The sequence below is a fragment of the Pseudomonas sp. AC070 genome, assembly GCF_979258635.1.
The window spans coordinates 2789109-2814555 of record NZ_OZ409871.1 but is presented as its reverse complement, the minus strand read 5'-3'; the positions used below and the strand labels follow the sequence as shown (position 1 = coordinate 2814555).

The following is a 25447-nucleotide window of genomic DNA, read 5'->3' as shown; positions in this document are numbered from 1 at the left end:
AGGCGTCAGACGATGATCGGCGTACGCTTGAATCGCCGCACGGATGGGAGTACCGTCTGCGCCTTGACCGTCCACGCGTCCCGGCTGATCGGCCTGACGTACACGCCAACCACCCCTGGCGCCGTTTGCCTGGTACCCCATGCACAATTCCAGTGCCTCGCTGCTGATTATTGATGACGACGAAGTAGTGCGCGCCAGTTTGGCCGCTTACTTGGAAGACAGTGGCTTCAGCGTTTTGCAAGCTAGCAACGGCTTGCAGGGTTTGCAGATCTTCGAGCAGGAGAAACCTGACTTGGTGATTTGCGATTTGCGCATGCCGCAAGTCGATGGCCTTGAGCTCATTCGCCGCATAAATGCACTTGAAGTGCAGACGCCCGTTATCGTCGTTTCCGGCGCTGGCGTGATGAGCGATGCCGTTGAAGCATTGCGTTTGGGCGCCGCCGATTACCTGATCAAACCCCTCGAAGATCTGGCCGTGCTGGAGCACTCGGTACGCCGTGCGTTGGATCGCGCCAATCTGCGTATCGAAAACCAGCGTTACCGGGAAAAACTCGAAGTCGCCAACCGCGAGCTGCAAGCCAGCCTGAATTTGCTGCAAGAAGACCAGAACGCCGGTCGCCAGGTGCAGATGAACATGCTGCCGGTCACGCCGTGGAGCGTTGATGGGTTGGAGTTCTCGCACCAGATCATCCCTTCGCTGTATCTGTCGGGCGACTTCGTTGATTACTTCCGCCTCGATGACCACCGCATTGCTTTTTACCTGGCCGACGTTTCGGGCCACGGCGCGTCGTCGGCGTTTATCACGGTTCTGCTGAAATTCATGACCACGCGGCTGCTGTACGAATCGCGCCGTGGCGGGCAGTTACCCGAATTCAAACCCTCTGATGTGCTAGGCCACATCAATCGCGGGTTGATCAATTGCAAGCTCGGCAAACACGTCACCATGTTGGGCGGCGTGATTGATGAGCAGAGTGGCAAGCTCACGTACAGCATCGGTGGGCATTTGCCGCTGCCGATCATGTACAGCGAAGGCACGGCGCACTACCTGGAAGGCCGCGGCCTGCCGGTGGGGCTGTTTGATGAGGCAACCTACAGCGATCACGTGATCGATTTGCCCCAATCATTCAGCCTGACCCTGCTTTCAGACGGCATTTTGGACCTTTTGCCGAGCGATACACTCAAAGAAAAGGAAGCGTTGCTCCCTCAGTTGGTATGCACGGCGGGTGGCAGCCTGGATGGCTTGCGCCAGGTGCTTGGGCTGGCCAATCTCTCAGAGATGCCAGATGATATTGCCTTGCTGGTGTTAAGCAGGAACCTTGCATGATCTGTATGACCGCGCGCCCCATGAGTGTTATGAGCCGCATAAACGATAAAGGTACAGTGGCATGAGTACCGGTCGAATTCAGTTTGCCGAGCAGAACGGCACGTTCGTTCTGAAGTTCGTGGGCGAAGTGCGCCTGACGCTCTGTTCCGCACTAGATGCCACGATCGAGAAGATTTTCACTGCGTTGAATTTCTCCGCCATCGTCATCGACCTCACCGAAACCCGCAGCATCGACAGCACGACACTCGGCCTGCTGGCCAAGCTGTCTATTCTGTCGCGCCAGAAAGTCGGCCTGCTGCCCACCGTGGTCACCACCCACGCCGACATCACCCGGCTGCTGCAATCGATGGGTTTTGATCAGGTGTTCAATATCGTCGACCAGCCGTTGGCCTGCCCAGGCAGCCTGGCGGACTTGCCCTCGCAAGATCAATCCGAAGAAGTGGTGAAGGCCAAGGTGCTGGAAGCGCACCGTATTCTGATGGGCCTGAACGAGTCGAATCGTGAAGAGTTCCACGATCTGGTTAACGCCCTCGAGCGCGGCTAACGCCGGTTCAAGCGGCACCAAACAAACGCGCGAGCGGCCTAAGCCCTCGCGCGTTTTGCATTTCAGCGTTTGGCGGCGAGCAGGGCTTCGAGCTTTTCCTGGTCGCGGGCGAACTGGCGAATGCCTTCGGCCAGCTTCTCGGTGGACATCGCTTCCTCATTCAGCGCCCAGCGGAAACTGCTCTCGGTCGGCACCTGCTTCGGTTCACCCGGATTCCCGTCGCGCAGTACGCGCTCCAGCGAGCCCGTGTCATCGGCCAGTTGCTGCAGCAGCTCGGGGCTGATGGTCAGGCGGTCGCAGCCGGCCAGTTGCTCAATCTGGCCGAGGTTGCGGAAGCTGGCGCCCATCACCACGGTGTCGTAGCCGTTGGCCTTGTAGTAGTTGTAAATGCGCGTCACCGACTTCACGCCCGGGTCTTCAGCGCCAACGAAGTCGCGGCCTTCGGCCTTTTTGAACCAGTCGTAGATGCGGCCTACAAACGGCGAAATCAGGAAAATGCCGGCATCAGCACAGGCGGCCGCCTGAGCGAAGGAGAACAGCAGGGTGAGGTTGGTTTGAATGCCCGCGCGCTCCAGTTGCTCAGCGGCGCGAATGCCTTCCCAGGTGGCGGCGATTTTGATCAGGATGCGCTCGCGGCCAATGCCGGCGCGGTCGTACAAATCGACCAGGCGCTGGGCGCGCAGCAAGGTGGCTTCGGTATCGAACGACAGGCGTGCGTCCACTTCTGTAGAAATACGCCCCGGAATCACTTTCAAGATGCCCTGACCGACGGCCACACCAAACCGGTCACTGGCCAGGCCCAGGTCGCCGTTGCAATCGGCCACGGCCTGATTCAGCAGCTCGGCGTAACCCGGCATAGCGGCAGCTTTAAGCAGCAGGGAAGGGTTGGTGGTGGCATCCACCGGCTTGAGGCGGGCAATCGCATCGACGTCGCCGGTATCGGCAACCACGGTGGTGAACTGTTTGAGTTGTTCGAGCTTGGAGGTCATGGCGCGGCCTTGTGGTAACGGATGGCTAGACCTTACCCGAGCCGCCAGTCGCGCTCAACGGCTGGCGCGTGACATTCAGCGGTGTTTTTGACGTTGTGCGTGAAAGGCGCCAGTTTCCCGACGAATACAGCTGCGCTCGATGCGCTCGTAGGAGCCAGCTTGCTGGCGAACCGCGCAAACGCCGTATTCGGAGTTTCCAGGGTTCGCCAGCAAGCTGGCTCCTACGGGGCGAGCACTGTTATGAGCGGGAGGCCACGGTTGCCGGGGCCTGCCAGCCGCCGCCCAGGGCTTTATAGATCGACACGATGCCGTGGTAGACGTCCACTTCCGCCTGCGCCTGAGCATCCTCAGCCGCCAGGCGCTCGCGTTCGGCGTCCAGCAGCACGAGGAAGTCGGAGGTGCCTTCGCGGTAGCGAATCGATGCCTGCTCGGCAGCGGCGCGGCTGGCTTCGCTCTGACGCAGCAGCGAAATCAGACGTTCCTGGCGTTTGCTGTAGTCGGTAAAGGCGTTTTCCGATTCTTCCAACGCCACCAGCACTTGCTGCTCGTAGTTCGCCAGGGCGCCGTCGGCATCCGCTTCAGCACCGCGCAAGCGGGCCCTTACGCTGCCCAGATCGAACGCCGCCCAACTGATGGTCGGCGCTACGCCCCAGGCCCGCGCGGCCGAGGAGCCCAGCTGCGAACCGCGTGCCGAGGTAAAGCCTAGGAAGCCGGCCACGTTTACCCGCGGGAACAGGTCTGCGGTGGCGACGCCGACGTTGGCGGTGGCCGCAGCCAGTTGCCGTTCGGCAACTCGCACGTCAGGGCGGCGGCGCAGCAATTCGGCCGGGTCGCCAATGGGCAACGCTTTGGCAATCGCTGGAATCGCCCGCGGGCTTAAATCCACGGTCAATTGCTCAGGCCGTTGCCCCAGCAGCGTGGCGATGCGGTTGCGAGAGCGGGCTTCCTGAGCTTGCAGTTGCGGCAAGGTGGCCTCGGTGGCCGCCAGGCGCGCATCGGCGCGCAGCACATCCAATTCGCTGCCAACGCCGGCTTCGCGCATGGTGTCGGTGAGGTCGCGCGACTCTTGCTGGTTTTTCAGGTTGCTGCGGGCGATACCCTCGCGAAGTTGCGCACCGCGCAGTTCGCCATAGGCATCGACCAGCTCGGCAATCAGGCTGACCTGCAGCTGATACAGCTCGGCCTCGGCAACATCCTGCTCAGCGTCGCTGGCTTCCAGTTGACGTTGAATGCGCCCGAACAAATCCACTTCCCAGGCCATGTCCAGGCCCAAGTCGTAGCGTTCATTGCGCACGCGGCTGTCGGTGACGCCCGGCTGCTGGGCCTTGCCGTTCTCGCTGCTGGCGCGACTGGTGACCACCGGGAAGCGGTCATTGGCGACGTCATCACGAATGGCGCGGGCCGCTTTCAGGCGGGCAAACGCCACGCGCAATTCGCGGTTTTCCTGCAACGACTGGCTGACCAATTGGTTCAGGGTCGGGTCGTCGAACTGCTGCCACCAAGTCACTTCAAAGTTGCTGCGGTCGTACTTGCCCTGATTGGCGTCACCTTGAGCGGCGGTGAGTTTCGCCGCTTCGGTTTCCGGCGCTTTGTAGTCCGGGCCCACGGCACAGGCGCTTAGCGCGAGTGCCAACAGGGCAGGGGTGAAGGCTTTCAAACTCATGATGCGTGTGCCTCCAGCAGGCGAACTTTGCGCGCTTCGCGGCGTTCCACGAAGTTACGGATCAATACATAGAACACCGGCGTCAGCAGCAGACCGAAGAAGGTCACCCCGAGCATGCCGGAGAACACCGCCACGCCCATGGCATGACGCATCTCGGCACCGGCACCGCTGGAAAACACCAGGGGCACCACGCCCATCACGAAGGCGAACGAGGTCATCAGAATCGGGCGCAGACGCAGGCGGCATGCTTCCAATACGGCGGCCAGCGGGGTCATGCCTTCCAGCTGTTTATCCTTGGCAAACTCGACGATCAGAATCGCGTTCTTACACGCCAAGCCCACCAGTACGATCAAGCCGATCTGGGTGAAGATGTTGTTGTCGCCTCCGGAAATAATCACCCCGGTAATGGCCGACAGCAGGGTCATCGGTACGATCAGAATCACCGCCAATGGCAGGCTCCAGCTTTCGTATTGGGCGGCCAATACCAGGAAGGCCAGCAATACGCAGAGCGGGAACACGAACAGCGCGGTATTGCCCGAGAGAATTTGCTGATACGTCAGGTCGGTCCATTCGAACGTCATGCCGTTTGGCAGCTCATCTTTCAGCAGTTTCTCGATGGCTTTTTCCGCTTGGCCCGAGCTGTAACCCGGTGCGGCGGCGCCGTTGATCTCTGCGGTGATAAAGCCGTTGTAGTGCATCACGCGGTCCGGGCCCGAGGTGTCGCTGACCTTCAGGAAGGTCGCCAGCGGAATCATTTCGCCCAGGTTGTTACGCACTTTCAGCTGACCAATTTGCTCGGCTTCCAGGCGGAATTGCTGCTCTGCCTGCACGTTGACCTGATAAGTGCGGCCAAAGCGGTTGAAGTCGTTGGCATACAGCGAGCCCAGGTACACCTGCAGGGTGTCGAAGATGTCGCTGATGGCCACGCCATGGGTCTTGGCTTTTTCACGGTCGATGGCAGCGTCAACTTGCGGCACGTTCACTTGGTAGCTGGTAAACAACCCGGCCAGCTCAGGCACGTTCTGGCTCTTGGCAACGATGTTCATCGTTTCCTTGTACAGCTCTTCGTAACCCAGGCCGCCACGGTCTTCGATCTGCAAGCGGAAGCCGCCGATGGTGCCCAGGCCTTGAACCGGCGGAGGCGGGAAGATCGCCATGTAGGCTTCCTGAATGCCGGCGTACTTGCCGTTCAGGGCACCCGCAATGGCGCTCGCCGACTGGCTCGGGTCTTTACGCTCGTCGAAGTCTTTCAAGGCCACGAACACGATGCCGCTGTTCGGGCTGTTGGTGAAGCCGTTGATCGACAGGCCGGGGAAGGCGATGGCGTTGGCAACACCGGGTTGCTGCATGGCCATTTCCGACATCTGTTTGATCACCGCTTCGGTACGGTCGAGGCTCGCGGCGTCCGGCAATTGGGCGAAGGCCACCAGGTACTGCTTGTCTTGCGCCGGGACGAAACCGGTTGGCGTCGACGAGAAGCCTGCGTAGGTCAGCACCATCAAACCGGCGTAAATCACCAGGGCGATGCCGCTGCTGCGAATAACCCGCGCCACGGTGCCGACGTAGCCATGACTGGCTTTGTCGAAGAAGCGGTTGAACGGACGGAACAACCAACCGCCGAGCAACTTATCCAGCACCTTAGAGAAACGGTCCTTCGGCGCGTTGTGATCTTTCAGCAGCACAGCGGCCAACGCTGGCGACAAGGTCAGCGAGTTGAATGCCGAAATCACGGTGGAGATGGCGATGGTCAGGGCGAACTGTTTATAGAACTGACCGGTAAGGCCGGAGATAAATGCCGCCGGAATAAATACCGCACAGAGCACCAACGCCGTGGCGATGATCGGACCGGTTACTTCACGCATGGCGCGCTTGGTGGCTTCGATCGGGGTCAAGCCCAAGCCAATGTTCCGCTCGACGTTCTCCACCACCACGATGGCGTCGTCCACCACGATACCGATGGCCAGTACCAAGCCAAACAGCGACAGCGCGTTCAGCGAGAAGCCGAACAAGTGCATGACGGCAAACGTACCGATCAGCGAGACGGGCACCGCCACCAACGGAATGATCGAGGCGCGCCAGGTTTGCAGGAACAAGATTACAACCAACACCACCAGAATCAGCGCTTCGAACAGCGTGTGTACCACTGCCTCGATGGAGCCGCGTACGAAAATGGTCGGGTCATAAACGATGCTGTAGTCCATGCCCTCCGGGAAGCCTTTCTTCAGCTCTTCCATGGCCGCACGCACTTCGTTGGAAATCTCGATGGCGTTGGAGCCGGGACGCTGGAAGATCGGAATGGCCACGGCCGGGTCATTGTTCAGCAGCGAGCGCAGGGCGTACTGGCTGGAACCCAGTTCGATGCGCGCGATGTCTTTCAGGCGAGTGATCTCACCGTTTTCGCCGGAGCGAATAATGATGTTTTCGAACTCTTCCTCACTCACCAGACGGCCCTGGGTGTTCACCGAAAGCTGGAAGCTGGTGCTGCTAGGCGAGGGCGGTGCGCCGAGTTGGCCGGCGGCCACCTGCCGGTTTTGTTCGCGAATGGCGTTAACCACGTCGGTGGCGGTCAGGTTGCGCGAGGCGGTTTTGTTCGGGTCGAGCCACACGCGCAGCGAGTAATCGCCCATACCGAACAGCTGCACATCACCCACGCCGCCGAGACGGGCCAACTCGTCCTTGATATTGAGCAAGGCGTAGTTGGACAGATACAGCATGTCGTAGCGCTTATCCGGCGAGGTCAAGTGCACCACCATGGTCAAGTCAGGCGATGCCTTGTCGACCGTGATACCGATGCGCGTCACTTCTTCCGGCAGCTTGGGCTGCGTACGCGTCACGCGGTTCTGCACTTGCACCTGCGCGTTGTCCAGGTCGGTGCCCAGGGCGAAGGTGATGGTCAGGGTGATTTTGCCGTCGGCGGTCGACTGCGAGGACATGTACAGCATGTTCTCAACGCCGGTAATCGCCTGTTCCAGCGGTGCGGCAACGGTTTCACCGATTACTTTCGGGTTGGCGCCGGGGAAGTTGGCGCGAACCACGACGGTAGGCGGTACCACTTCCGGGTATTCGCTGATCGGCAGCTGGAACAGCGAGATGGCGCCCGCGATCAAGATCAGCAGCGATAACACTGCTGCGAAGATCGGCCGTTGAATGAAGAACTGGGAAAAATTCATCGTTAATAATCCTTTAAGCCCAAGAGCTGTTAACTAACGGGCTTAGCCGCGTGCCGGAGCGGTGCTGGCAAGCTTCTGCACGACTTTGTCGTTCTTGGCTTGAGCCGCATTGTTGTTTTCCAAGGCTTGGCGCTGTTGCGCCAGGGCGTTGATGGTTTCATCGCTGGCCATCGGAATTACCTGAGGCTCGACCGGCGAACCAGGGCGCACGCGCTGTAGGCCTTTCACCACAATCTGGTCACCCTTGGCCAGGCCGCTGCGCACGATGCGCAAGCCTTCCAGCTTCGGCCCAAGCTCAACGGCGCGGTAGGCGGCTTTGTGCTCGGCGTCGATCACCAGCACAAACTTTTTACCGAGGTCGGTGCCAACCGCTTCGTCGTTAATAAGGGTGGCGTTGTAGGTGCCGCTGCCAACCAGTTTCAGGCGGGCATACAGGCCAGGGGTGAAGCGACCGTCAGCGTTATCAAACACAGCGCGGCCACGGATGGTGCCGGTTTTGGGGTTGACCTGGTTGTCGACGAAGTTCATCTGGCCCAGGTGCGGATGGCCGTTTTCGCCAGTCAGGCCCAAGTACACCGGGCTGTTCTGACCGCGTTGCCCTTGGCGGGCGAGCTCGTTGTATTTGAGGAATACGCGCTCATCGACATCGAAGTAGGCGTAGACGCGGTCGGTCGACACCACGCTGGTGAGCAGGGTTTGCCCGGCGTTGACCAGGTTGCCGGCGGTAATGTCGGCACGGCTGACGCGGCCATCGATTGGCGACGTAATGCGGGTAAAGCTCAGGTTAAGGCGGGCGTTTTCCAGTTGCGCCTGGATATTCGCCACGCCAGCGCGGGCTTCCTGGGCGGCACTGGTGCGAGCGTCAGCCAATTCCGCAGAAATGGCGTTGCTGGCACGCAGACGTTCGCCACGACGCGCTTCGTTCTCGGTGCGGCTCAGGTTGGCGCGAACTTGTTGCAGCTGGGCTTCCAGGCTGCGCACCTCGGCTTCAAACGGGCGGGGGTCGATCTGGAACAACAAGTCGCCTTTCTTCACCAGCGAACCTTCGGTGAACGCGACCTTGTCAATGTAGCCGGAAACGCGAGGGCGAATGTCGACGGCTTCTGGTGCTTCCAGGCGGCCGGTGAACTCGTCCCACTCATTGATCGGTTGTTGCAGCACCTCGGCAACGCTGACCTTGGACACGGGCATCTGCGCAGTGGCTTCGGGCGCCTTGCCACACGCGCTGATAATCACCAGGGCGAGGGCGGCTAGGGGGAAACGCAAGGCTAAAAGGGACTGTTGCATCGGTGAGACTCCGCCATAGGTTTTTCAGAATGGGCGGAGTGTGATGGCCTATTGAGACGTCAGACGAATCGAACAAGCCGAAGTTGGATATCAATATGAATGATGTTTAGTTCATCTGACGGTAATAGTTCAGACAATTTTTCGAACTGTAGGAGCGGCTTCAGCCGCGATGCTTTTAAATGCCGCTGCGGCAATCGCGGCTAAAGCCGCTCCTACAGAAAACCGGGTTACACCAAACTATCCGGGTCGGCCACGAACATCTGAATGCGCGAGCGCAACCAGCGCTCGGCCGGGTCGTTGTCTTGCGCGCCGCGCCAGGCCATCGACAGTTCAAAGGAGCGCGCGGGTATGCCATCGGGCACATCTTCGGCCCGCACGCCGCCGGTGGCGGTGAGTGCGGCGGCGGTGTAGTCGGGCACGATGGTTACCAGGTCAGTGCCCGACAACAACGTGCCCAAGCCATTGAACTGCGGCACCGCGAGTACCACTTTGCGTTTGCGCCCGACCTTTTCCAGCTCTTCATCGATGAAGCCGTTGAGGTCGCCCGCAAACGACACTAGCGCGTGGGGCCGCGCGCAATATTCGTCCAGGGTCAACTTGCCCGGCGCCGAGTCTGCTCGCAGCAACTGCGGTTTGCTTTTGCGCAGGGTTTTGCGTTTGGCGTTGGCCGGCAGTTCATCGGTGTAACTCACGCCCACCGAAATTTCGCCGGAAGCCAGCAAGTTGGGCATCAATAGATAGTTGGCGCGCCGCACCACAATCACCACGCCAGGCGCTTCGGCGCGCACGCGGCGTAGCAGGGCAGGAAGCAATCCGAACTCAACGTCGTCCGAGAGGCCTATACGGAAGACAGCGGTGCTGGTGGCCGGATCGAATTCCGAAGCGCGGCTGACGGCGGTGGAGATGGAGTCGAGCGCAGGCGAGAGCAGGCCGAAGATTTCTGAAGCGCGCGCCGTGGGCTCCATGCTACGACCGGTTCGCACAAAGAGTGGGTCGTCGAATAGACTGCGCAGCCTTGAAAGCGCCGCACTGATGGCGGGCTGGCCCAGAAAGAGCTTTTCCGCCGCCCGCGTCACGCTGCGTTCATGCATCAGCGTTTCGAACACGATCAGTAAGTTGAGATCAACGCGGCGTAGGTCGTTACGATTCATTCAGCGCTACCCTGTACCTGAGTGCTCTAGTGCGGTTCCTGGAGCGAAAGGCTGAAGGGCGGCGAGGCTGGCGTCAAGGCCGGCCATCATTGGTATTTATGTCGACTATCGATAGACGCGGGTGGTTTTGATAGTAAAGCCCCGATAAAGTCCGTGGCCATTGGGAGTCCACATGCGAGGTGAGCGATGTCCCGTGTAATCCGTTTCCATCAGTTCGGCCCAGCTGAGGTCCTGAAGCTGGAAGAACAACCTACCGCACAACCGGCGGCCGGAGAGGTATTGCTGCGGGTTGAAGCCATCAGCGTGAGCTGGCACGACGTGCTCTGGCGCCAGAACCTGGCCCCATCTCCTGCGCATCTTCCCGCCGGCATCGGCCAGGAAGTGGCCGGTGTGGTGATTGCCGTCGGCGCGGGCGTAGACGATTTAAAAGTGGGCGATAAGGTCGCCAGCTTTCCCGGCCATAGCGCCAACCAATATCCCGGCTACGGCGATGAAGTGGTGCTGCCTCGCCAGTCGCTGACCCGTTACCCCGATGACGTGCTCAGCGCGGTCGAGGCGAGCGGCTTTTATACGCCGCTGCTGATTGCCTACTTTGCCTACGTGGAACTGGCGAAAGCCAAAGCCGGGCAAACCGTGCTGATCACCGATGCGTCGCACTGCTCGGGTCCTGCCTTTGTGCAATTGGGTAAAGCGCTGGGGCTGCGTATTGTCGCCGCCACTAAAGACCCTGAAGACCGCGAGTCGCTGATGGCGCTGGGTGCTGACAAAGTGATCGTCACCGAAGAGCAAGACCTGGTCGCCGCCATCAACAAATACACCGATAACCGCGGTGTGGATGTGGTGCTCGACGGCTTGGGTGGTCCGCAAATGTGCCTGCTCGGCGATGTCATTGCGCCGCGTGGCCGCCTGGTGCTGTACGGCCTGCAAGGCGGCAACCAGACGCCATTCCCGGCCTGCGCCGCGTTCCAAAAGAACATTCAGTTCTTCGTGCATTGCATCGGTAACTTTACTGGCAAGCCGGAGTTGGATATTCCGCCGGATCAGGAAGCAGTGGCCAACGCGCTGACAGCGTTGAACCAACTGGCCCGCGACCGGGTGCTGCAACCGCGAGTCGAGAAGGTGTTCGCCTTCAACGACTTCGTCGAAGCGCATCACTACATGGAAAAATGCCCAAAACAGGGCCGTGTGGTTATCGAAGTAAACGAGTAACGAAGGAAGCGGCAGGCCAGCATGGCTGGCTTGCCAGGGTAGGGCTTATCTACCCTTGAGCAGCTCGGCCGCCTGGTCGAGCAAGGCGAGCGGGTCGGTCGCTTTATGAATGTCGACCGACAACAGCTGGCGAAACTTCCGCGCTCCTGCAAACCCCTGTCCCAACCCCAACACATGCCGCGTCACGTGGTGCATCGCACCGCCGCTGGCTATGTGCGCCGCTATATAAGGACGCAGCGCCTGTAGCGCTTCAAGTCGGCTGATCACCGGCGCGTCGCTGCCAAACAGCTGCTGATCCACCTGCGCCAGCAAATACGGATTGTGATAGGCCTCGCGCCCCAGCATCACGCCATCGAACGTTTGCAAATGCTCCTGGCACTGCTCCAGCGTCTTGATGCCGCCGTTGAGTACAATCTCCAGCTCCGGGAAATCCGCCTTCAACTGCGCCGCCACGTCGTAGCGTAGCGGTGGAATCTCACGGTTTTCCTTAGGCGACAAGCCCGCCAGAATCGCAATGCGCGCATGCACCGTGAAACTGCGGCAACCGGCCTCTTTCACCTGACCGACAAAATCCACCAGCTCGGCATAACTGTCGCGACCATCGATACCGATGCGGTGTTTCACCGTCACCGGGATCGACACCGCATCACGCATCGCCTTCACACAATCGGCCACTAACGCCGGATGGCCCATCAAGCAGGCGCCAATCATATTGTTCTGCACCCGATCGCTCGGGCAGCCCACATTCAGATTCACCTCCTGATAACCCGCCTCCTGCGCCATGCGTGCGCACGCCGCCAGCTCGGCCGGCACGCTGCCACCCAGCTGCAACGCCAACGGGTACTCGGCCACGTCGTGCTGAAGAAAACGCTGCGGATTATCGCCACGCAGCAACGCGCCGGTGGTGACCATTTCGGTGTAGAGCAGGGCGTGTTTCGACAGCAGGCGCAGGAAGTAGCGGCAGTGGTGGTCAGTCCAATCCATCATCGGTGCCACGGAGAAGCGGCGGGATGGTTCGGCTTGAGCGGGTACGAATGGCGCGGTCATCGTCGGTGTCTGGGGGACAGTTTCGGGGCGGGGAGTCTATCAGGAATAGTCCCGGGTTCCGATGGCGCGCGGCCGGGAGGTATGGGGCTTGACCTTATGGCTCGTCGGTTTCGGTATGCAGGAGGGTGTAGGGCAGTACCAGCGTGTCAGCCACGAGGCTGAAGGGAAGGTCGATTACAGCGATGGGTGCGAGAACGACCATGACGCCAGCGTTTTCTTCCGTTGCGCCTTTGATGACCATCAGGTCAACGGCAGAGCCGCAATAGGGATGAATACCGCAGTGGTGGCTGTCGCCGAACGTTTCCGAAACAGTCGAACAACCCGCCAGCATTGCCAGCGCTGTTGCCGTTATCACCATGCGCATGCGCACCGAACTCCCTAAATGATCCAGGGGCGAGACTCTAGCATTGAGCAGGGGATTAAATGCGTGATTGTCGCGACGTTTGAAGTTTTGGCTGATCGTTATTTTTTGCGGGGACGTGGCGGGACAAGTGCGGCGGATTAATCAGGACCGATTAATCCGCCTTCAGCAAACAGCGGAACAGCCAATTACGCGTTAGGCGGGGTGCCTTCGGCGTTGGCGACTACAACGTCAATCTGGATAAGCGCGCCCAGTGGTAGCTCGGACACACCTACTGTGCGGCGGGCAGGGATGCCGCCTGGGAAGTACTTGCCGTACACCTCATCCACCGCAGCCATGTCATCAATATTGCTGAGGAAGATATTAACTTTGACGACGTCATTCATGACATGGCCGATGCTTTCAATAATGACCTTGATATTGTTCAAGCACTGAGCTGCTTGCGCCATGATACCGCCGGGCACCAAGTTGCCATTTGCCGCATCAATCGGTAGTTGTGCCGAAAGGTGGTTGTAGTGGGAAAACGCTACAGTTTGCGTCGAGAATGGGCAGGTCGGTGCGCGTGAAGTGTTGTTGGCTTTAATAACAATGCCGTGGCGATCTTCTACGAGTTGTGGCGGCGTACCGTCACCGTGCGATACAACAACTTCGACTTGAACCAGTGCTTCGAACTGCAAGCCAGCAACCGGAACTACAGTGCGGGCCGGCACATAAGCAACGGTGCGTGCAATGGCCGAGTCTGGGAAGAACGTGGTGTAAACCTCGTTTACTGCTTGGATGTCGCTGAGGTTTTTAACAAAAATGTTAACTTTGACGATGTCATCGAACGGAACGTCAATGCCTTGTAGAATGGCTTTAACATTGTTCAAACATTGCGCCGCTTGTTCCTTGATTCCACCAGAGACCAACTTGCCCGTTGCCGGGTCGATAGGCAGTTGAGCGGAGAGGTTGTTGTAGTGCGAGAAGGCGACCGTTTGCGCTGACAACGAATCTACGGGAGCGTTCTCGACATCGGTCGCCGATTTAATCAGGTCACCGGCTTGAGGCGCTTGGGGAATGGTGCCTTCGCCGTTCGACAAAAGGGCTTCCACCTGCACGGCCGCGCCCATTGGCAGCGCGGCGACGCCAACGACTGTTACGACGGGAACGTAATAGGGAAAGAAGTCAGCGTACACCGAGTTAACAATATCTAAATCAGACATATCTTGAAGAAACAAGGTAATTCTGACTACATCGTCCAGGCTGTGATTAATGCCAGTGACGATATCTTTAAGATTGTTAAAGCACTGTTCGGCTTGTGCGCGAATGTCATCGGATACCAAGTTTCCGGTGTTCGGATCAATTGGTAGCTGGGCGGACACATTGTTGTAATGGGAAAAGGCGACGGTTTGTGAGTATGGGCCGATAGGCTTGGCAGCGTTTTGCGGGTTTCTTGCCAGTACTTCGTTATAGCCAGTCATGATAGCGCTCACCTGTTACATAGGAAATTAATGCAGTGGTCAGTTTGTTTATCTCAATGCCACTGCGTTTCCGGTCGCGGAGTTAGTCGCGCGGGTAGTTAAATAAATCGAAGGACCCGTTCGGATGAGCAGAGTGTAGAGGTGATCACTCGGTGCGCTATGTACGATAGCTTTAGAACTCGGCGGGAAAATCCTGAGAGACTTGTGGGAAATTCCTTACTGCATAGATCCAACATGCAGTTGGCGCGAAAGCCTTTTCTATAAAAGAGCGACTTTCCTAAACGGCGCAGGTGGATCGCCGGAAAAGTCGCACAGTCCAAATGCTTCAAACCACCCGTTTCAACATTTGGCCTTCAAATCTCCGGCCATTGCACCGTTGGCAACGCCTCAAAACCCGGTCGGGCGAACAGGTAGCCCTGGAACAGGTTGATGCCCAGCGATTGCAAATGGCGCAATTCACCAACCGACTCAATACCTTCGCCAATCACTTCAATATCCAGCGCCCGGCAAACGCCAACTATTCCTTCAACAATTGCCTGGCGGACACGATGGCTGTCGATGTCGCGCACCAAAGCCATGTCGAGTTTGATGATGTCGGGTTGGAATTCGGCGAGTAGGTTAAGTCCAGCGTAGCCGGCGCCGAAGTCGTCGATGGCGGTGCGAAATCCGTGTTTGTGGTACTCGGTGACGATTTCTTTCAGGTGGTCTTTGTTGACCAGCTCTTCGCCCTCGGTGAGCTCGAAAATAATGCGCTCGGTGGGAAAGTTGAAACGCCGCGCAGCCTCAAGCGTGGCCCGAATGCACGTGGCAGCTTTGTACACGGCATTGGGCAGAAAGTTGATGCTCAGCAAACAGGGCATTTGCAGGCGACTTGCCAGCTCTACAGCCTTCACCCTACACGCCTGATCGAAGGCGTAGCGGTTCTGGTCGTTGACGCGCCCGAGCACCGAGGCGGCGCCGCTGCCGTCGGTCCCGCGAACGAGTGCCTCGTAGGCATACACGTCGCGTTCGCGCAGGTTAACGATTGGCTGGAAAGCCATTGTGAAGTCGAACTCAAGCGCTGCACCGTCGCGACAAGCGTCGCAGCCAGGCTTGTTTGGTTGAGTAGTCATGGCGAAAAAACCCAAATTGGCCAGGGATAACGTCCGGAACGATGTCCGGCTTTTCTCTATTGTGACGAAATTTGGACCGTAGCAGATGCGGAAAGGGTCGGTCAGTTTTTATGCGCTGATTACAGCACCTCGAAGGTGAGGCCGGCGTAGCGTTTGAGGCGCTCGACATAGCGCTGGTCGAAGGCGGTGGCGGGTGTCCAGAAGCCGCCGCCCTGGCCTGCTTGCTTAGGGAGGTCCACAGCCAGGCTGATCGCTGCTTGGCCGAGCATTTTGCTGGTGGAGCCGTAGCCCGGGTCGCGGTCGCCGGTCACTTTCACGTTCAGCACCTGGCCGGTGGCGGTGCGGCCGAGAAAGCGCAGGTCGTAACGCCCGGCCTCTTGGGCTTCCGGGCTTGGGCCTTCGCCAGGTTTGGGCAAGAGAAAGCGCTCCAACAGTCGGCGAATAGGGGAAATCATCACGCCTAGCATGAAAAAGCCCAGCCCAAATACCAATGCGAACGCCACGAGGCGACCTTTCAAGCCAGGGCCTGTCAGCGTTGCTTCGTTGTAGGCGAAGGTTGAACCGTAGGCGTTGCCGCTCAACGCGTTGGAGCGGTGGACGACCCGCTCGTTAATGGCGGCCATCAAAAAGGGTCCTATCCACATGCCGAAATCGCTGTCGTGTTCGACGCCTCGAACCGCATGTTGGCGGGTGGTGAATCCGTGGCCCGGCGGGCAAATGGAGTAGGGGTTCATCAGTTCTTTGCGCAAGGCTGGGTCGGCGGCTGCTTCTTGCGCTACGTTGATGATGCTAGCGATGGTGCCGCCCGAAGCCCCACCTTTCAGTGTTTTCACGCGCATTTTCACCTGTGTGGCCGGCACACCGAATTGCGCCATGGCCTGTTGTTGCAGCACGTAAACGCCCATGTCGGAAGGCACCGAGTCAAAGCCGCAGCAATGGACGATGCGCGCGCCAGATTGTTTGGCGGTGCTTTCGTATTTGTCGTGCATGCGTTTAATCCATTGCACCTCGCCGGTGAGGTCGCAGTAGTCGGTGCCCTGTTGCGCGCAGACTTTTACCAACGGCTCGCCATACAAGGCATAGGGTCCAACGGTGGAGACCACAACGCGGGTCTGTTCGCATAACGTGCGCAGCTGCGCCTCATCGCCTGCGTCGGCCATTAGCGTGGGCAGGTTCGCGCCGAGCTGGCCCAGGGAGCGTTTAAGGGTGTCGAGCTTGCTCGCGGAACGCCCAGCGATTGCCCAGCGCAACGTAGGCGCTTCGCTAGGCAGATGTTCGGCCAGATAACGGACGAGGAGTTGGCCGACAAAGCTGGTGGCACCGAATACGACGAGGTCATACGCAGGAGCGGTCATGCATGTTTTCCCAGTAGTGGCGGAACAATGCTGCGGCGTGATGGCGACAGCGCGATGCGGTAACGGTAGCTGAAGGGCTTACCGTGGCGCGTCGAAAATTTCGCAGGTTGTTACAGCACCCCCTGACTTGCGATTAGCCAGACATACCCGCTGCGGTACGACTCTCCCTACAATGCCGCTTCACGTTTTCGCCGAGCCGCGCCATGGATATCGAACTCGCCCGCACCTTTTTGCAGATTGTCCGCAGCGGCAGCCTGGTTGCCGCTGCCGAGCAGTTGCATGTGACGCAAACGGCGATCACCGCGCGGGTGCAGAATCTGGAGAACCAGCTGGGCTGCAAGCTGTTCGTGCGCAATCGAGCGGGCGCGAAGCTGACGGTCGATGGCGAAGCCTTTGTGGTGTTTGCCAACCAGTTGGTACAAACCTGGGAGGCGGCGCAGCGTGATTTACCGTTAATGCCGGGCTATCGCACGGTGCTGCGCTTGGGCGGGGAGGTGAGCCTGTGTAACCCGTTGATGCTTAGCTGGGTGCAGCAAGTGCGCGAGCACATGCCGGCGCTGGCGGTACGCGCGCAAATCGGCGACGGCCAGACGCTGCTCAAGCAATTGGAACTGGGTGTACTGGATGCCGCGCTGGTGTACCAGCCATCCTATTGGCTTGGCTTGCAGGTTGAGCAAGTGTTGGAAGAAAAGCTGATTCTGGTGCGCCAACCGCAGACGCCGGAGCCGTACGTGTATATCGACTGGGGAGACGATTTTCGCCGCCAACATGACGCCGCCTTACCTGAGCGCGCCAAGGCCGCGCTGGGTTTCAATCATGGTCCGCTGGCGCTGCAGTACATCTTGGCTTCCGGTGGCAGCGGTTACTTTCGTACACGCGTGGTGCAGAGCTACCTCGACAGCGGCGCGCTGGAGCGGGTGGAGAAAGCGCCGGAATTCAGCTATCCGACTTACCTGGTTTACGTTCGCGAGCGTGACAGTGAGGCATTGCAGCAGGCCTTTAGCTTGTTGCGAGACGTGATACGCAGCGGCGCGGATTGGTCGCAGCGTTGGGACCCTGCCTAGGGGCGCTGCTGTTAACCCAGGTGCATCAGCAAGTCACGGTGCAAGGCCGCGATCAGGTCGGTTTGCGTGACGATGCCGAGCAATTCGCCTTGGTCAAGTACTGGCAGGCAATGCAGGCCCTGGTCCGATAGCAATGGAATCATCTCAACCACATGGGTGCTGCGCTGCACGGCGATCACCGGGTGGCTCATGACCTCTTCCAGCAGCACGTCGCGCTTGAGGCCAAGACGCCCGAGCAGGTTGCGACGCCCCGAATGGCGCGTGTGGCTGATCAAGTCGATCAGGCTGACGATACCGACTAGATGACGTTGTTCGTCCAGCACCGGCAAGGTCTTCAAATGGTGATGCTTGAGCAGGCCCAACGCCTGCTTGAGGGTGGTCTGCGGCGTGGCGGTTTGCACATCGCGCGACATGATCTGTTCGGCACGGATGTCGCCCATGCTGCGGCGCAGCGCGTTCTTCTCGGTGGCGCGAATGATTTGCTTGAGGTCTTCGCGCTGGATATCAACAAAACCGCCCAGCTCGTTCAGCGCTTCGTCCAGGTCGGCACTGGTGATGCCCATACGCTCCTGCGGCGGCGGGTCTTGGGTGGCGTGGGGGTTGGGCGCAGGCGCAGGCAGTTTGGGATAGCGCACGCCGGTGAAGTTGTTGTACAGCAGGGCGCAGGCGAGCAATGCCAGGGCGTTGAACAGCGTGGGGTAGAGCACGTACCAGCCCATATCAGTCAGGCTTGGGCCGCCAAACACCACACAAATGGTTAGCGCCGCGCCCGGCGGGTGCACGCAGCGCAGCAGAAACATGCAAACCAACGTACCGCCCACGGCTAGCGCGGCGGCTGCAATGCCAGGCTGGCAAACCTGCAGCGTGCCGACAGCGACCACCGTGGCCACCGCGTAGCTGCCGACGATGGACCACGGTTGCGCCAACGCGCCGGACGACACGGCAAACAGCAGCACCGCCGAGGCGCCCAGCGGGCCAAGCAAATGCGCTGCCACCTCCGTACCGAACAAATGACTGCCCGCCGACGCACAGGCTAAAACGCCCAGGGCAGCGCCATAAGCGGCGCGCAGCCATTCGGTGGGGCGGGTGGGAGTGGCGGAAGGCAGGAAGGTTTTTAACCAGGCGGCGAACATCAGGTGAAAGGCTCGGCAGACAGGACGGCGGCGAGTGTGGCGAGCGACTAATAGCTGCACAACTGAATAATAATGCTGGTTAAGCGCAACAAAATTGCACTAAGCGGGGCCGCCGGGACGGTTGCCTACGCGCTTTTGCAACCGCATCCCATCCTATTCGGACATAGCCACTATCGACCCGACTGATTTCCGCGAGAAGCCGCGGCGCCGTAACGTAGCGCCATACCGAATTGCGGAGGTGTTTATGACGAACATCAACATCATGTCAGTGGTTGGCAGTGCCGTTCCGGCCACCTTGCGCGCCAACGGCGCTCTCGCCTGCTGGTATGTGATGGTCGATGGCGTGCAGCGCTCCGGCCCGTTCACCTCCTTCGAAGTGGCGGTTGCGAGCAAAACCCTCTGGACCTTCGAATCGCTTTTACGCAGCAAGCCGACCCACGCGCTCGCTGCCTAATTTTCACGCTGCTCCCCGGCGTCCCTTGGCAACTCCCCGGTTGCCTCTTTTATTTCTGCGTTGCTCCACGCCTTTAGCCCGTCCATGTGACGGGCTTTTCTTTTCTCGCGATAAACTGCCGAATCTTTTTTCGGAAGCATCGGCGTGAAGTGGGACATTTTCTGCAGCGTGGTGGATAACTTCGGCGACATCGGCGTGACTTGGCGCCTTGCGCGGCAACTGGTCGCCGAGCACGGTTGCGCGGTGCGGCTTTGGGTCGACGATTTGTCTGCGTACGCGCGTATCTGCCCGCAGGCCGACGCGACCCTGGCGCAACAGTGGCAGGACGGCGTCGAGGTGCGGCATTGGCCTTCCAATTGGCAGCATGTATCGGCTGCAGACTTGGTGATCGAAGCCTTCGCCTGCGCGCTGCCGGCGGCTTATATACAGGCGATGACCGAACGCGAGCGGTCGTCGCTGTGGCTGAACCTGGAATACCTGAGCGCCGAAGACTGGGTCGAGGGCTGTCATGGCTTGCCGTCGATGCAATCCAACGGCTTACAGAAGTTCTTCTTCTTTCCTGGATTTACCGAGAAAACCGGCGGCTTGCTGCGCGAATGCGAGCTGCTTGCCCAGCGAGATGCGCTGCAACTTGATGCGGCGGCGCGGCAACTGTTTCTTGCCTCGTTAGGCGTGGTTCAGCAGTCCGATTCGCAGCTGATATCCCTGTTCGCTTATGAACTCCCAAGGCTGGCGGATTGGCTCAGCGCTTTGGCCCAGTCGAATGAGCGAAGCCATTTACTGGTGCCGGAAGGGCGAGTGCTCGGCGACGTACAGCGCTGGCTCGGCGCAGAGGCCCTGTCGGTGGGCGATGTGGTGGAGCGGGGCAACGTGCGCGTGCAGATTTTGCCGTTCATGTCGCAGCAAACCTATGACCGATTGCTCTGGTGCTGCGACTTCAATGCCGTGCGCGGCGAGGACTCGTTTGTGCGCGCGCTGTGGGCGGGACGGCCGTTGGTGTGGCACATCTATAAGCAGCAAGACGACGCGCATCTGGAAAAACTCGAGGCGTTTTTAACGCGCTATCAAGAAGGCTTGTCGCCAGCCGCACGAGCGGCGTTGGGCGATTTCTGGTTGGCGTGGAATACCGAGGGCGCGTTGGCCGAGGGGTGGAACAAGCTGCTTGAGCGCCGCGACGAGCTGGCGCTGCATGCTGAGCAGAAGGCTCTAAAATGGGCCTCTCAGGCCGATCTTGCATCGGCGCTGGTACTGTTTTACCGAAATTGGCTATGATACGCGGCCTAGAATTCTGTACCTCCATCCAAATTCGGATACTCGTATGAAAACCGCACAAGAAATGAAGCCAAACAGTGTGGCCCTGATCGACGGCCAGCCATGGCTTATCCAAAAGGCCGAATTCACTAAATCCGGTCGTAACAGCGCCATCGTTAAAATGAAGTTGAAGAACCTGCTCTCCGGTTCTTCCACTGAAACCGTTTACAAAGCCGACGACAAAATGGAACCAGTTATCCTGGACCGCGTTGCCGTGACTTACTCCTACTTCAGCGAACCGAACTACGTGTTCATGGACGAAGAGTTCAACCAGTACGAGCTGAACTCCGAAGACTTGGAAAGCGTTCTGCCGTTCATCGTTGATGGCATGACCGACGTCTGCGAAGCCGTGTTTTTCGAAGGCAAAGTGGTTTCGGTTGACCTGCCGACCACCATCGTTCGCCAAATCGCTTACACCGAAGGTTCGGCTCGTGGCGATACCTCGGGCAAAGTGATGAAGCCTGCCAAGCTGAGCAACGGCACTGAAGTCAAAGTGGCTGACTTCTGCGAAATCGACGACTGGATCGAAATCGACACCCGTACCGGCGAGTACAAATCGCGCGCTAAAGCTCCGGTTTAATTCCGACTTTATTGCCGACATGAAAAAGCCCGACCTAGGTCGGGCTTTTTTGTGCCTGCTGGTTTTACACAGCGACGTTCAGGGTTACCTGGATGTTGCCGCGAGTAGCGTTCGAGTACGGGCAAACCTGGTGGGCTGCATCAACCAGGGCCTGGGCTTCAGCTTGATCGAAGCCTGGCAGGCTGATGTTCAGTTCCACTTCCAGACCAAAGCCGCCGGGGATCTGGCCGATGCCGACTTTGCCGGTGATCGAGCTGTCAGCGGGCAGTTGTTTCTTCTGCTGGCCGGCAACGAATTTCAGCGCGCCGATGAAGCAAGCCGAGTAGCCAGCGGCGAACAGTTGTTCGGGGTTGGTGGCTTCACCACCTTGGCCGCCGAGTTCACGCGGGGTGGAGAGTTTCACGTCGAGCACGCCGTCCGAAGAAACAGCGCGGCCGTCGCGGCCACCGGTGGCGGTTGCAGTAGCGGTGTACAGAGCTTTGATGGTTTGCATGGTCGTTCTCCAGTCGTCTAGTTTGTTTGCTAAAGTTTTGTGCACTAAGCAGTGCGTGGAGTGAAAGTTAGTGTCTATTTAGTTTGCGCGCAAGTTAAATAGATGGACTTATTTGTTCTAAAGGTTTCGCGTTTATGGAATAAGCGTCTAGACCGAGCCTTGCAGGGCATCGCGAAGGGTAACCAACTCGTTTTTTAGCTCCATCAGCTCGGCCGGCTGCTGCGCTGTCGCTTTCAAAATGCACGCTGGAACGCCCATCGCCTGCTCCTGCAAGGCGCGACCCTTATCGGTCAGGTGCAGTTGCACCACGCGTTCGTCTTGACTGCTGCGGGTGCGAGTCAGCAAGCCTTCCGCTTCCAGGCGCTTGAGCAGTGGTGTGACAGAGCCAGGATCGGTGAGCAAATGCTGGCTCAACTCACCGACGGTAATGCCATCGCCTTCCCACAACACCAGCATGGCCAGATATTGCGGGTAGGTGAGGTTGAGCGCCTGAAGCAGCGGCTTGTACACCTTGGTCATCGCCAGCGAGGTGGAGTACAGCGCGAAGCACAGCTGGTTATCGAGTTTGAGCTGGTCGGGCGTGGCCATGGTGCCTCCGGTACATACATAAGGGATGCATAACGTTAGCGCGCTTGTCTTTAATGCGCCACGTTTTAGCGAGCGTGCCTGCCAGGCGGCACCGCCGCGTTAAACCCGGAAGCCTTCGACAATGTGCTCCGCCAGGCTCTCGGTCACCGGCGACTGCGTGCGCGTGTTGCGCAGCAGCACGATGCTGCACAGCGGCAGTTCCGGCAGGTTTTCGGCTTTCCCAAGAATGCGCAGGTCAGGCGTAATCAGGCTTTGCAGCTGGGCCGTGACCGCCAGCCCGGCACTGACCACCGCCATAATCGCTGACAGGCTCGGGCTGGTGTACGCCACGCGGTATTGCCGCTCCATGGTGTCCAGCGCATTGCACGCCCACAGTCGGCAAAAGCAATCGCTGTTGAACATGGCCAGGGGCAGGGGTGTTTGCTCGTGCGGGCTGAAGCCCAAGGCTTCGGCCCAGACGAAACGTTCCTGGCGCAGCAACTGGCCGATCTCATCACCGGGCATACGCGTGACGATGGAAAGGTCCAGGTCCTGGCGCTGCAACAGTTGCGACGACGACTCGCAATGCACTTCAACCTGCACCATCGGGTAGGCCTGAGCGAAGCGCGACAGAATGCCGGGCAGAAAGCGCATCACGTAGTCATCCGGCGTGCCGATGCGCACCGAGCCGACCATGTGCGGCTCGCGCAAGGTATTCATCACCTCGCCATGCAGTTTCAAAATGCGCCGCGCATAACCGAGCAGCACTTGGCCCTCGGCCGTCAGCCGCACCTGGCGCCCATCGCGCTCGAACAAGGCGCGTTGCACCACGTCTTCTTCGAGGCGCTTCATCTGCATGCTCACCGCCGACTGCGTGCGGTTTACCGCTTCCGCCGCGCGGGTAAAACCGCCCAGATCGGCGATGGCAACAAAGGTGCGTAACAGTTCGCTGTCGATGCCGACGTAGCTGCTCATTCATCAACTCTCGAGATGGGTCGCATAAGAAACATTCGTTGGATTGATCATAGCGGCAGGCAGACACTCTCGCCATCCCCTTCGCGCAGCAGTTCGTCGCACACCTCACGGGGGAGCATTGAACAAGGAGAGCTGATTATGAAAGCGCAAAAAGGTTACGCCATCGCCGCCGCCTTGCCACGTTCGCGGCAGGGTTCCCAAGGCCTGTTCGCCCGGCTGTGGCTGCAAGTGAAACGCTGGCATCAGCTGGCCGCGCAACGCCGCCTGCTGGCGAGCATGCCGGACGCTACGCTCAAAGACTTGGGCCTGTCGCGTTCCGACATCGAGCAGGAAGTGGAACGGCCATTCTGGGACGACCCAATGAAACGTTGAGTCCATCTCCAACCGCAGCCAAGGAAGACCCCATGAACCCGCACTACCACATGGCGCAAGTCAACATTGCTCGCACCAAAGCCCCGCTCGATGACCCATTGATGCGGGGCTTCGTTGAACAACTGGACCCCATCAATCAACTGGCCGATCGCAGCCCCGGTTTTGTCTGGCGGCTGCAAACGGAAGAGGGCGACGCCACCTCGATTGTGCTGTTCGACGACCCGCGCCTCATCGTCAATTTGTCGGTCTGGACCTCGCTCGATGCGCTGAAGGCCTACGTGTACAGCGGCGACCACCTGAGCGTGCTAAAGTCGAAAAAAAGCTGGATGGAGAAACTCGACACGCCGTCGTTGGCCTTGTGGTGGCTGCCCGTCGGCCAGTTGCCAACGCCCGCCGAGGCCAAAGCGCGGCTCGCCTTGCTTGCAGAAAAGGGACCGTCAGCGACTGTATTCACCTTCGCCAGGCCGTATCCTGCACCCGAAGCCGAACCAGGTGCAGCCGATGTCCACACCGCTATCGCTATCCCTTAACCAGGCCCGCCGCCTGGCCTTGAGCGCCCAAGGTTTTGCCGACCGCAGCCGCGCCAGCGACGTCAAACCGGCGCGGTTCAACGCCTTGATCGAGCGCTTGGGCGTGGTGCAGATCGACTCGGTGAACGCCGTAGTCCGCTCCCATTACCTGCCGTTGTTTTCCCGCCTCGGCGACTATTCGCCCAGCCTGCTCGAGCAGGCTGCATGGGGCCGGGGCAAACGCCGAACCCTGTTTGAGTATTGGGGCCACGAAGCCTCGCTGATGCCGTTCGCGTTATATCCATTGATGCGCTGGCGCATGCAGCGCGCCGCCCATGGTCAGGGCATCTACCAGCACCTCGCCACGTTTGGAAAAGAGCAGCAGCACGTGGTGCAACGCGTGCTCGCCACGGTGCGCGACAGCGGCGCAACCGGAGCCGGCGCGCTGACCACCCGGGTTGAACGCGCCGGCCCCTGGTGGGACTGGAGCGCAGAGAAAATGGCGCTGGAATGGTTGTTCGCCGCCGGCGAAGTGACGGTAGCGGGGCGACGCGGCTTCGAGCGGCTATACGACTTGCCCGAGCGCGTAGTGCCCCACGCCTGGCTCAACCACCCCGACGTGCCGGAAGCCGAGGCGCAACGCCAGCTCCTGCTGCATGCCGCTGCGGCGTTGGGCGTGGCCACCGAAAAAGACCTACGCGACTACTTTCGCCTCGACCCTAAAGACAGCCAGGCGCGGCTGGCCGAACTGGTCGAAGCCGGGGCGTTGCAACCGGTCACCGTGCAGAGTTGGGACAAAACCGCCTATAGCCTTCCAGCCCTCAGCATTCCCCGCAGCGTAAAAGCCTCGACGTTGCTGTCGCCGTTCGACTCCCTTATCTGGGAACGCGCGCGCACCGAGCGGCTGTTCGACTTCCGCTACCGCCTGGAGATTTACACCCCGCAAGCCAAACGCGTGTACGGCTATTACGTGCTGCCATTCCTGCACAAAGAGCGGCTGGCCGCCCGGGTCGACCTGCGCGCCGAGCGCAGTAGCGGGCGCCTGCTGGTGCATGCGCTGCACGAGGAAACGGTGGGCCTGGATGAGGAGGGCGTGCAGGCTCTGGCGCGAAATTTAATAGCCATGGCGCAATGGTTGGGGTTGTCGCAGGTGGAGGTGAATTGTGCGAAAGCCGAGAGCCAACGGCTGCGCAGTGCGCTTCGCGCCTAATGGCACGGCCGCCCAGCCGGCCTTGCACCTGGCCTGCCCGGAATTACGCAGTCCCATGCATGTACTCCGTCACCCCCGCGAAGGCGGGGGACCAGGCGCGGTGATTG

Annotated in this window: 24 protein-coding genes; 10 read left to right on the top strand and 14 right to left on the bottom strand. The window is 59.7% G+C overall.

The genetic code is table 11. The features are described 5' to 3' along the window. The first annotated feature begins 139 nt into the window (after window positions 1–139). Together rssB and rssC are read left to right on the top strand one after the other, a co-directional pair. Window positions 140–1324 carry a two-component system response regulator RssB gene (rssB, locus tag ACZZ0Q_RS12495; RefSeq protein WP_463542100.1) on the top strand — a complete coding sequence of 395 codons (1185 nt, stop codon included), beginning with the start codon at window positions 140–142 and terminating at the stop codon, window positions 1322–1324. A gap of 61 nt (window positions 1325–1385) precedes the next feature. Then, complete coding sequence (gene rssC / locus ACZZ0Q_RS12490; protein ID WP_122498421.1) at window positions 1386–1868, top strand: anti-sigma factor antagonist RssC; 483 nt, start codon at window positions 1386–1388, stop codon at window positions 1866–1868. 62 nt (window positions 1869–1930) lie between these two features. Here the strand turns inward: rssC and tal are convergent, their stop codons facing one another. The 5 genes from tal to ACZZ0Q_RS12465 all read right to left on the bottom strand — a co-directional run bounded on the left by tal (window position 1931) and on the right by ACZZ0Q_RS12465 (window position 10128). Beyond that, a complete protein-coding gene (gene tal, locus ACZZ0Q_RS12485) occupies window positions 1931–2857 on the bottom strand; it encodes a transaldolase (RefSeq protein WP_463542101.1) in 927 nt (308 codons plus the stop codon). Between the two features lie 238 nt (window positions 2858–3095). Continuing rightward, window positions 3096–4520 carry an efflux transporter outer membrane subunit gene (locus tag ACZZ0Q_RS12480; RefSeq protein ID WP_463542102.1) on the bottom strand — a complete coding sequence of 475 codons (1425 nt, stop codon included), beginning with the start codon at window positions 4518–4520 and terminating at the stop codon, window positions 3096–3098. Continuing rightward, entirely contained in the window at window positions 4517–7690 is a 3174-nt protein-coding gene (locus ACZZ0Q_RS12475; protein WP_463542103.1) for an efflux RND transporter permease subunit, read from the bottom strand. The genes ACZZ0Q_RS12480 and ACZZ0Q_RS12475 overlap by 4 nt, the downstream gene beginning before the upstream one ends. A 42-nt stretch (window positions 7691–7732) precedes the next feature. Continuing rightward, a complete protein-coding gene (gene mexE, locus ACZZ0Q_RS12470; RefSeq protein WP_122498427.1) occupies window positions 7733–8977 on the bottom strand; it encodes a multidrug efflux RND transporter periplasmic adaptor subunit MexE in 1245 nt (414 codons plus the stop codon). A 227-nt stretch (window positions 8978–9204) separates the two neighbouring features. Beyond that, window positions 9205–10128, bottom strand: a complete 924-nt coding sequence (locus ACZZ0Q_RS12465; RefSeq protein ID WP_463382580.1) for a LysR family transcriptional regulator — start codon at window positions 10126–10128, stop codon at window positions 9205–9207. A gap of 186 nt (window positions 10129–10314) precedes the next feature. On the opposite strand from ACZZ0Q_RS12465, the gene ACZZ0Q_RS12460 reads away from it, so the two are divergent. Then, window positions 10315–11337 (top strand): zinc-dependent alcohol dehydrogenase family protein, encoded by a 1023-nt coding sequence (locus ACZZ0Q_RS12460; RefSeq protein WP_463542104.1) that lies wholly within the window; start codon window positions 10315–10317, stop codon window positions 11335–11337. Between the two features lie 45 nt (window positions 11338–11382). Here the strand turns inward: ACZZ0Q_RS12460 and dusA are convergent, their stop codons facing one another. The 5 genes from dusA to ACZZ0Q_RS12435 all read right to left on the bottom strand — a co-directional run bounded on the left by dusA (window position 11383) and on the right by ACZZ0Q_RS12435 (window position 16672). Then, window positions 11383–12384 carry a tRNA dihydrouridine(20/20a) synthase DusA gene (gene dusA, locus ACZZ0Q_RS12455; protein ID WP_463542105.1) on the bottom strand — a complete coding sequence of 334 codons (1002 nt, stop codon included), beginning with the start codon at window positions 12382–12384 and terminating at the stop codon, window positions 11383–11385. A 94-nt stretch (window positions 12385–12478) separates the two neighbouring features. Beyond that, window positions 12479–12748 (bottom strand): YceK/YidQ family lipoprotein, encoded by a 270-nt coding sequence (locus ACZZ0Q_RS12450; RefSeq protein ID WP_463542106.1) that lies wholly within the window; start codon window positions 12746–12748, stop codon window positions 12479–12481. Window positions 12749–12933: 185 nt separating this feature from the next. Next, on the bottom strand, window positions 12934–14205 hold the full coding sequence (locus ACZZ0Q_RS12445; protein ID WP_463542107.1) for a RidA family protein: 1272 nt from the start codon (window positions 14203–14205) through the stop codon (window positions 12934–12936). Between the two features lie 353 nt (window positions 14206–14558). Next, window positions 14559–15317, bottom strand: coding sequence for an EAL domain-containing protein (locus ACZZ0Q_RS12440; RefSeq protein WP_463542108.1), 759 nt, complete (start codon window positions 15315–15317; stop codon window positions 14559–14561). A gap of 119 nt (window positions 15318–15436) precedes the next feature. Beyond that, entirely contained in the window at window positions 15437–16672 is a 1236-nt protein-coding gene (locus ACZZ0Q_RS12435; RefSeq protein WP_463542109.1) for a saccharopine dehydrogenase family protein, read from the bottom strand. Window positions 16673–16875: 203 nt separating this feature from the next. On the opposite strand from ACZZ0Q_RS12435, the gene ACZZ0Q_RS12430 reads away from it, so the two are divergent. Further along, window positions 16876–17736: a LysR family transcriptional regulator gene (locus tag ACZZ0Q_RS12430; protein WP_463542110.1), complete on the top strand. Its 861-nt coding sequence runs from the start codon at window positions 16876–16878 to the stop codon at window positions 17734–17736. Window positions 17737–17747: 11 nt separating this feature from the next. On the opposite strand, the gene ACZZ0Q_RS12425 is transcribed toward ACZZ0Q_RS12430, so the two are convergent. Then, on the bottom strand, window positions 17748–18869 hold the full coding sequence (locus ACZZ0Q_RS12425; protein WP_463542111.1) for an HPP family protein: 1122 nt from the start codon (window positions 18867–18869) through the stop codon (window positions 17748–17750). A gap of 244 nt (window positions 18870–19113) precedes the next feature. Here ACZZ0Q_RS12425 and ACZZ0Q_RS12420 point away from each other — a divergent pair, with 244 nt between their 5' ends. The 3 genes from ACZZ0Q_RS12420 (at window position 19114) to efp (ending at window position 21214) form a co-directional block, all read left to right on the top strand. Further along, window positions 19114–19323, top strand: a complete 210-nt coding sequence (locus ACZZ0Q_RS12420; protein ID WP_463542112.1) for a hypothetical protein — start codon at window positions 19114–19116, stop codon at window positions 19321–19323. 138 nt (window positions 19324–19461) lie between these two features. Next, window positions 19462–20595 carry an elongation factor P maturation arginine rhamnosyltransferase EarP gene (gene earP / locus ACZZ0Q_RS12415; RefSeq protein WP_463542341.1) on the top strand — a complete coding sequence of 378 codons (1134 nt, stop codon included), beginning with the start codon at window positions 19462–19464 and terminating at the stop codon, window positions 20593–20595. 46 nt (window positions 20596–20641) lie between these two features. Then, a complete protein-coding gene (gene efp, locus ACZZ0Q_RS12410; protein WP_122498446.1) occupies window positions 20642–21214 on the top strand; it encodes an elongation factor P in 573 nt (190 codons plus the stop codon). Window positions 21215–21278: 64 nt separating this feature from the next. Here the strand turns inward: efp and ACZZ0Q_RS12405 are convergent, their stop codons facing one another. The 3 genes from ACZZ0Q_RS12405 to ACZZ0Q_RS12395 form a co-directional block, all read right to left on the bottom strand. Next, the gene (locus tag ACZZ0Q_RS12405) at window positions 21279–21707 is read right to left on the bottom strand and encodes an organic hydroperoxide resistance protein (protein WP_122498449.1); all 429 of its coding nucleotides are present in this window, start codon (window positions 21705–21707) and stop codon (window positions 21279–21281) included. A 147-nt stretch (window positions 21708–21854) separates the two neighbouring features. Beyond that, a complete protein-coding gene (locus tag ACZZ0Q_RS12400; RefSeq protein WP_463542113.1) occupies window positions 21855–22295 on the bottom strand; it encodes a MarR family winged helix-turn-helix transcriptional regulator in 441 nt (146 codons plus the stop codon). A gap of 99 nt (window positions 22296–22394) precedes the next feature. Next, window positions 22395–23249: a LysR family transcriptional regulator gene (locus tag ACZZ0Q_RS12395; RefSeq protein WP_463542114.1), complete on the bottom strand. Its 855-nt coding sequence runs from the start codon at window positions 23247–23249 to the stop codon at window positions 22395–22397. Between the two features lie 138 nt (window positions 23250–23387). Here ACZZ0Q_RS12395 and ACZZ0Q_RS12390 point away from each other — a divergent pair, with 138 nt between their 5' ends. The 3 genes from ACZZ0Q_RS12390 to ACZZ0Q_RS12380 are packed head-to-tail and all read left to right on the top strand — an operon-like array spanning window position 23388 to window position 25340. Then, window positions 23388–23621 (top strand): YjiS-like domain-containing protein, encoded by a 234-nt coding sequence (locus ACZZ0Q_RS12390; RefSeq protein WP_122498455.1) that lies wholly within the window; start codon window positions 23388–23390, stop codon window positions 23619–23621. 32 nt (window positions 23622–23653) lie between these two features. Then, on the top strand, window positions 23654–24151 hold the full coding sequence (locus ACZZ0Q_RS12385) for a DUF3291 domain-containing protein (RefSeq protein WP_463560621.1): 498 nt from the start codon (window positions 23654–23656) through the stop codon (window positions 24149–24151). Then, window positions 24123–25340 carry a winged helix-turn-helix domain-containing protein gene (locus tag ACZZ0Q_RS12380; protein WP_463542342.1) on the top strand — a complete coding sequence of 406 codons (1218 nt, stop codon included), beginning with the start codon at window positions 24123–24125 and terminating at the stop codon, window positions 25338–25340. Before ACZZ0Q_RS12385 ends, ACZZ0Q_RS12380 begins: the two co-directional genes overlap by 29 nt. Window positions 25341–25447 lie beyond the last annotated feature (107 nt).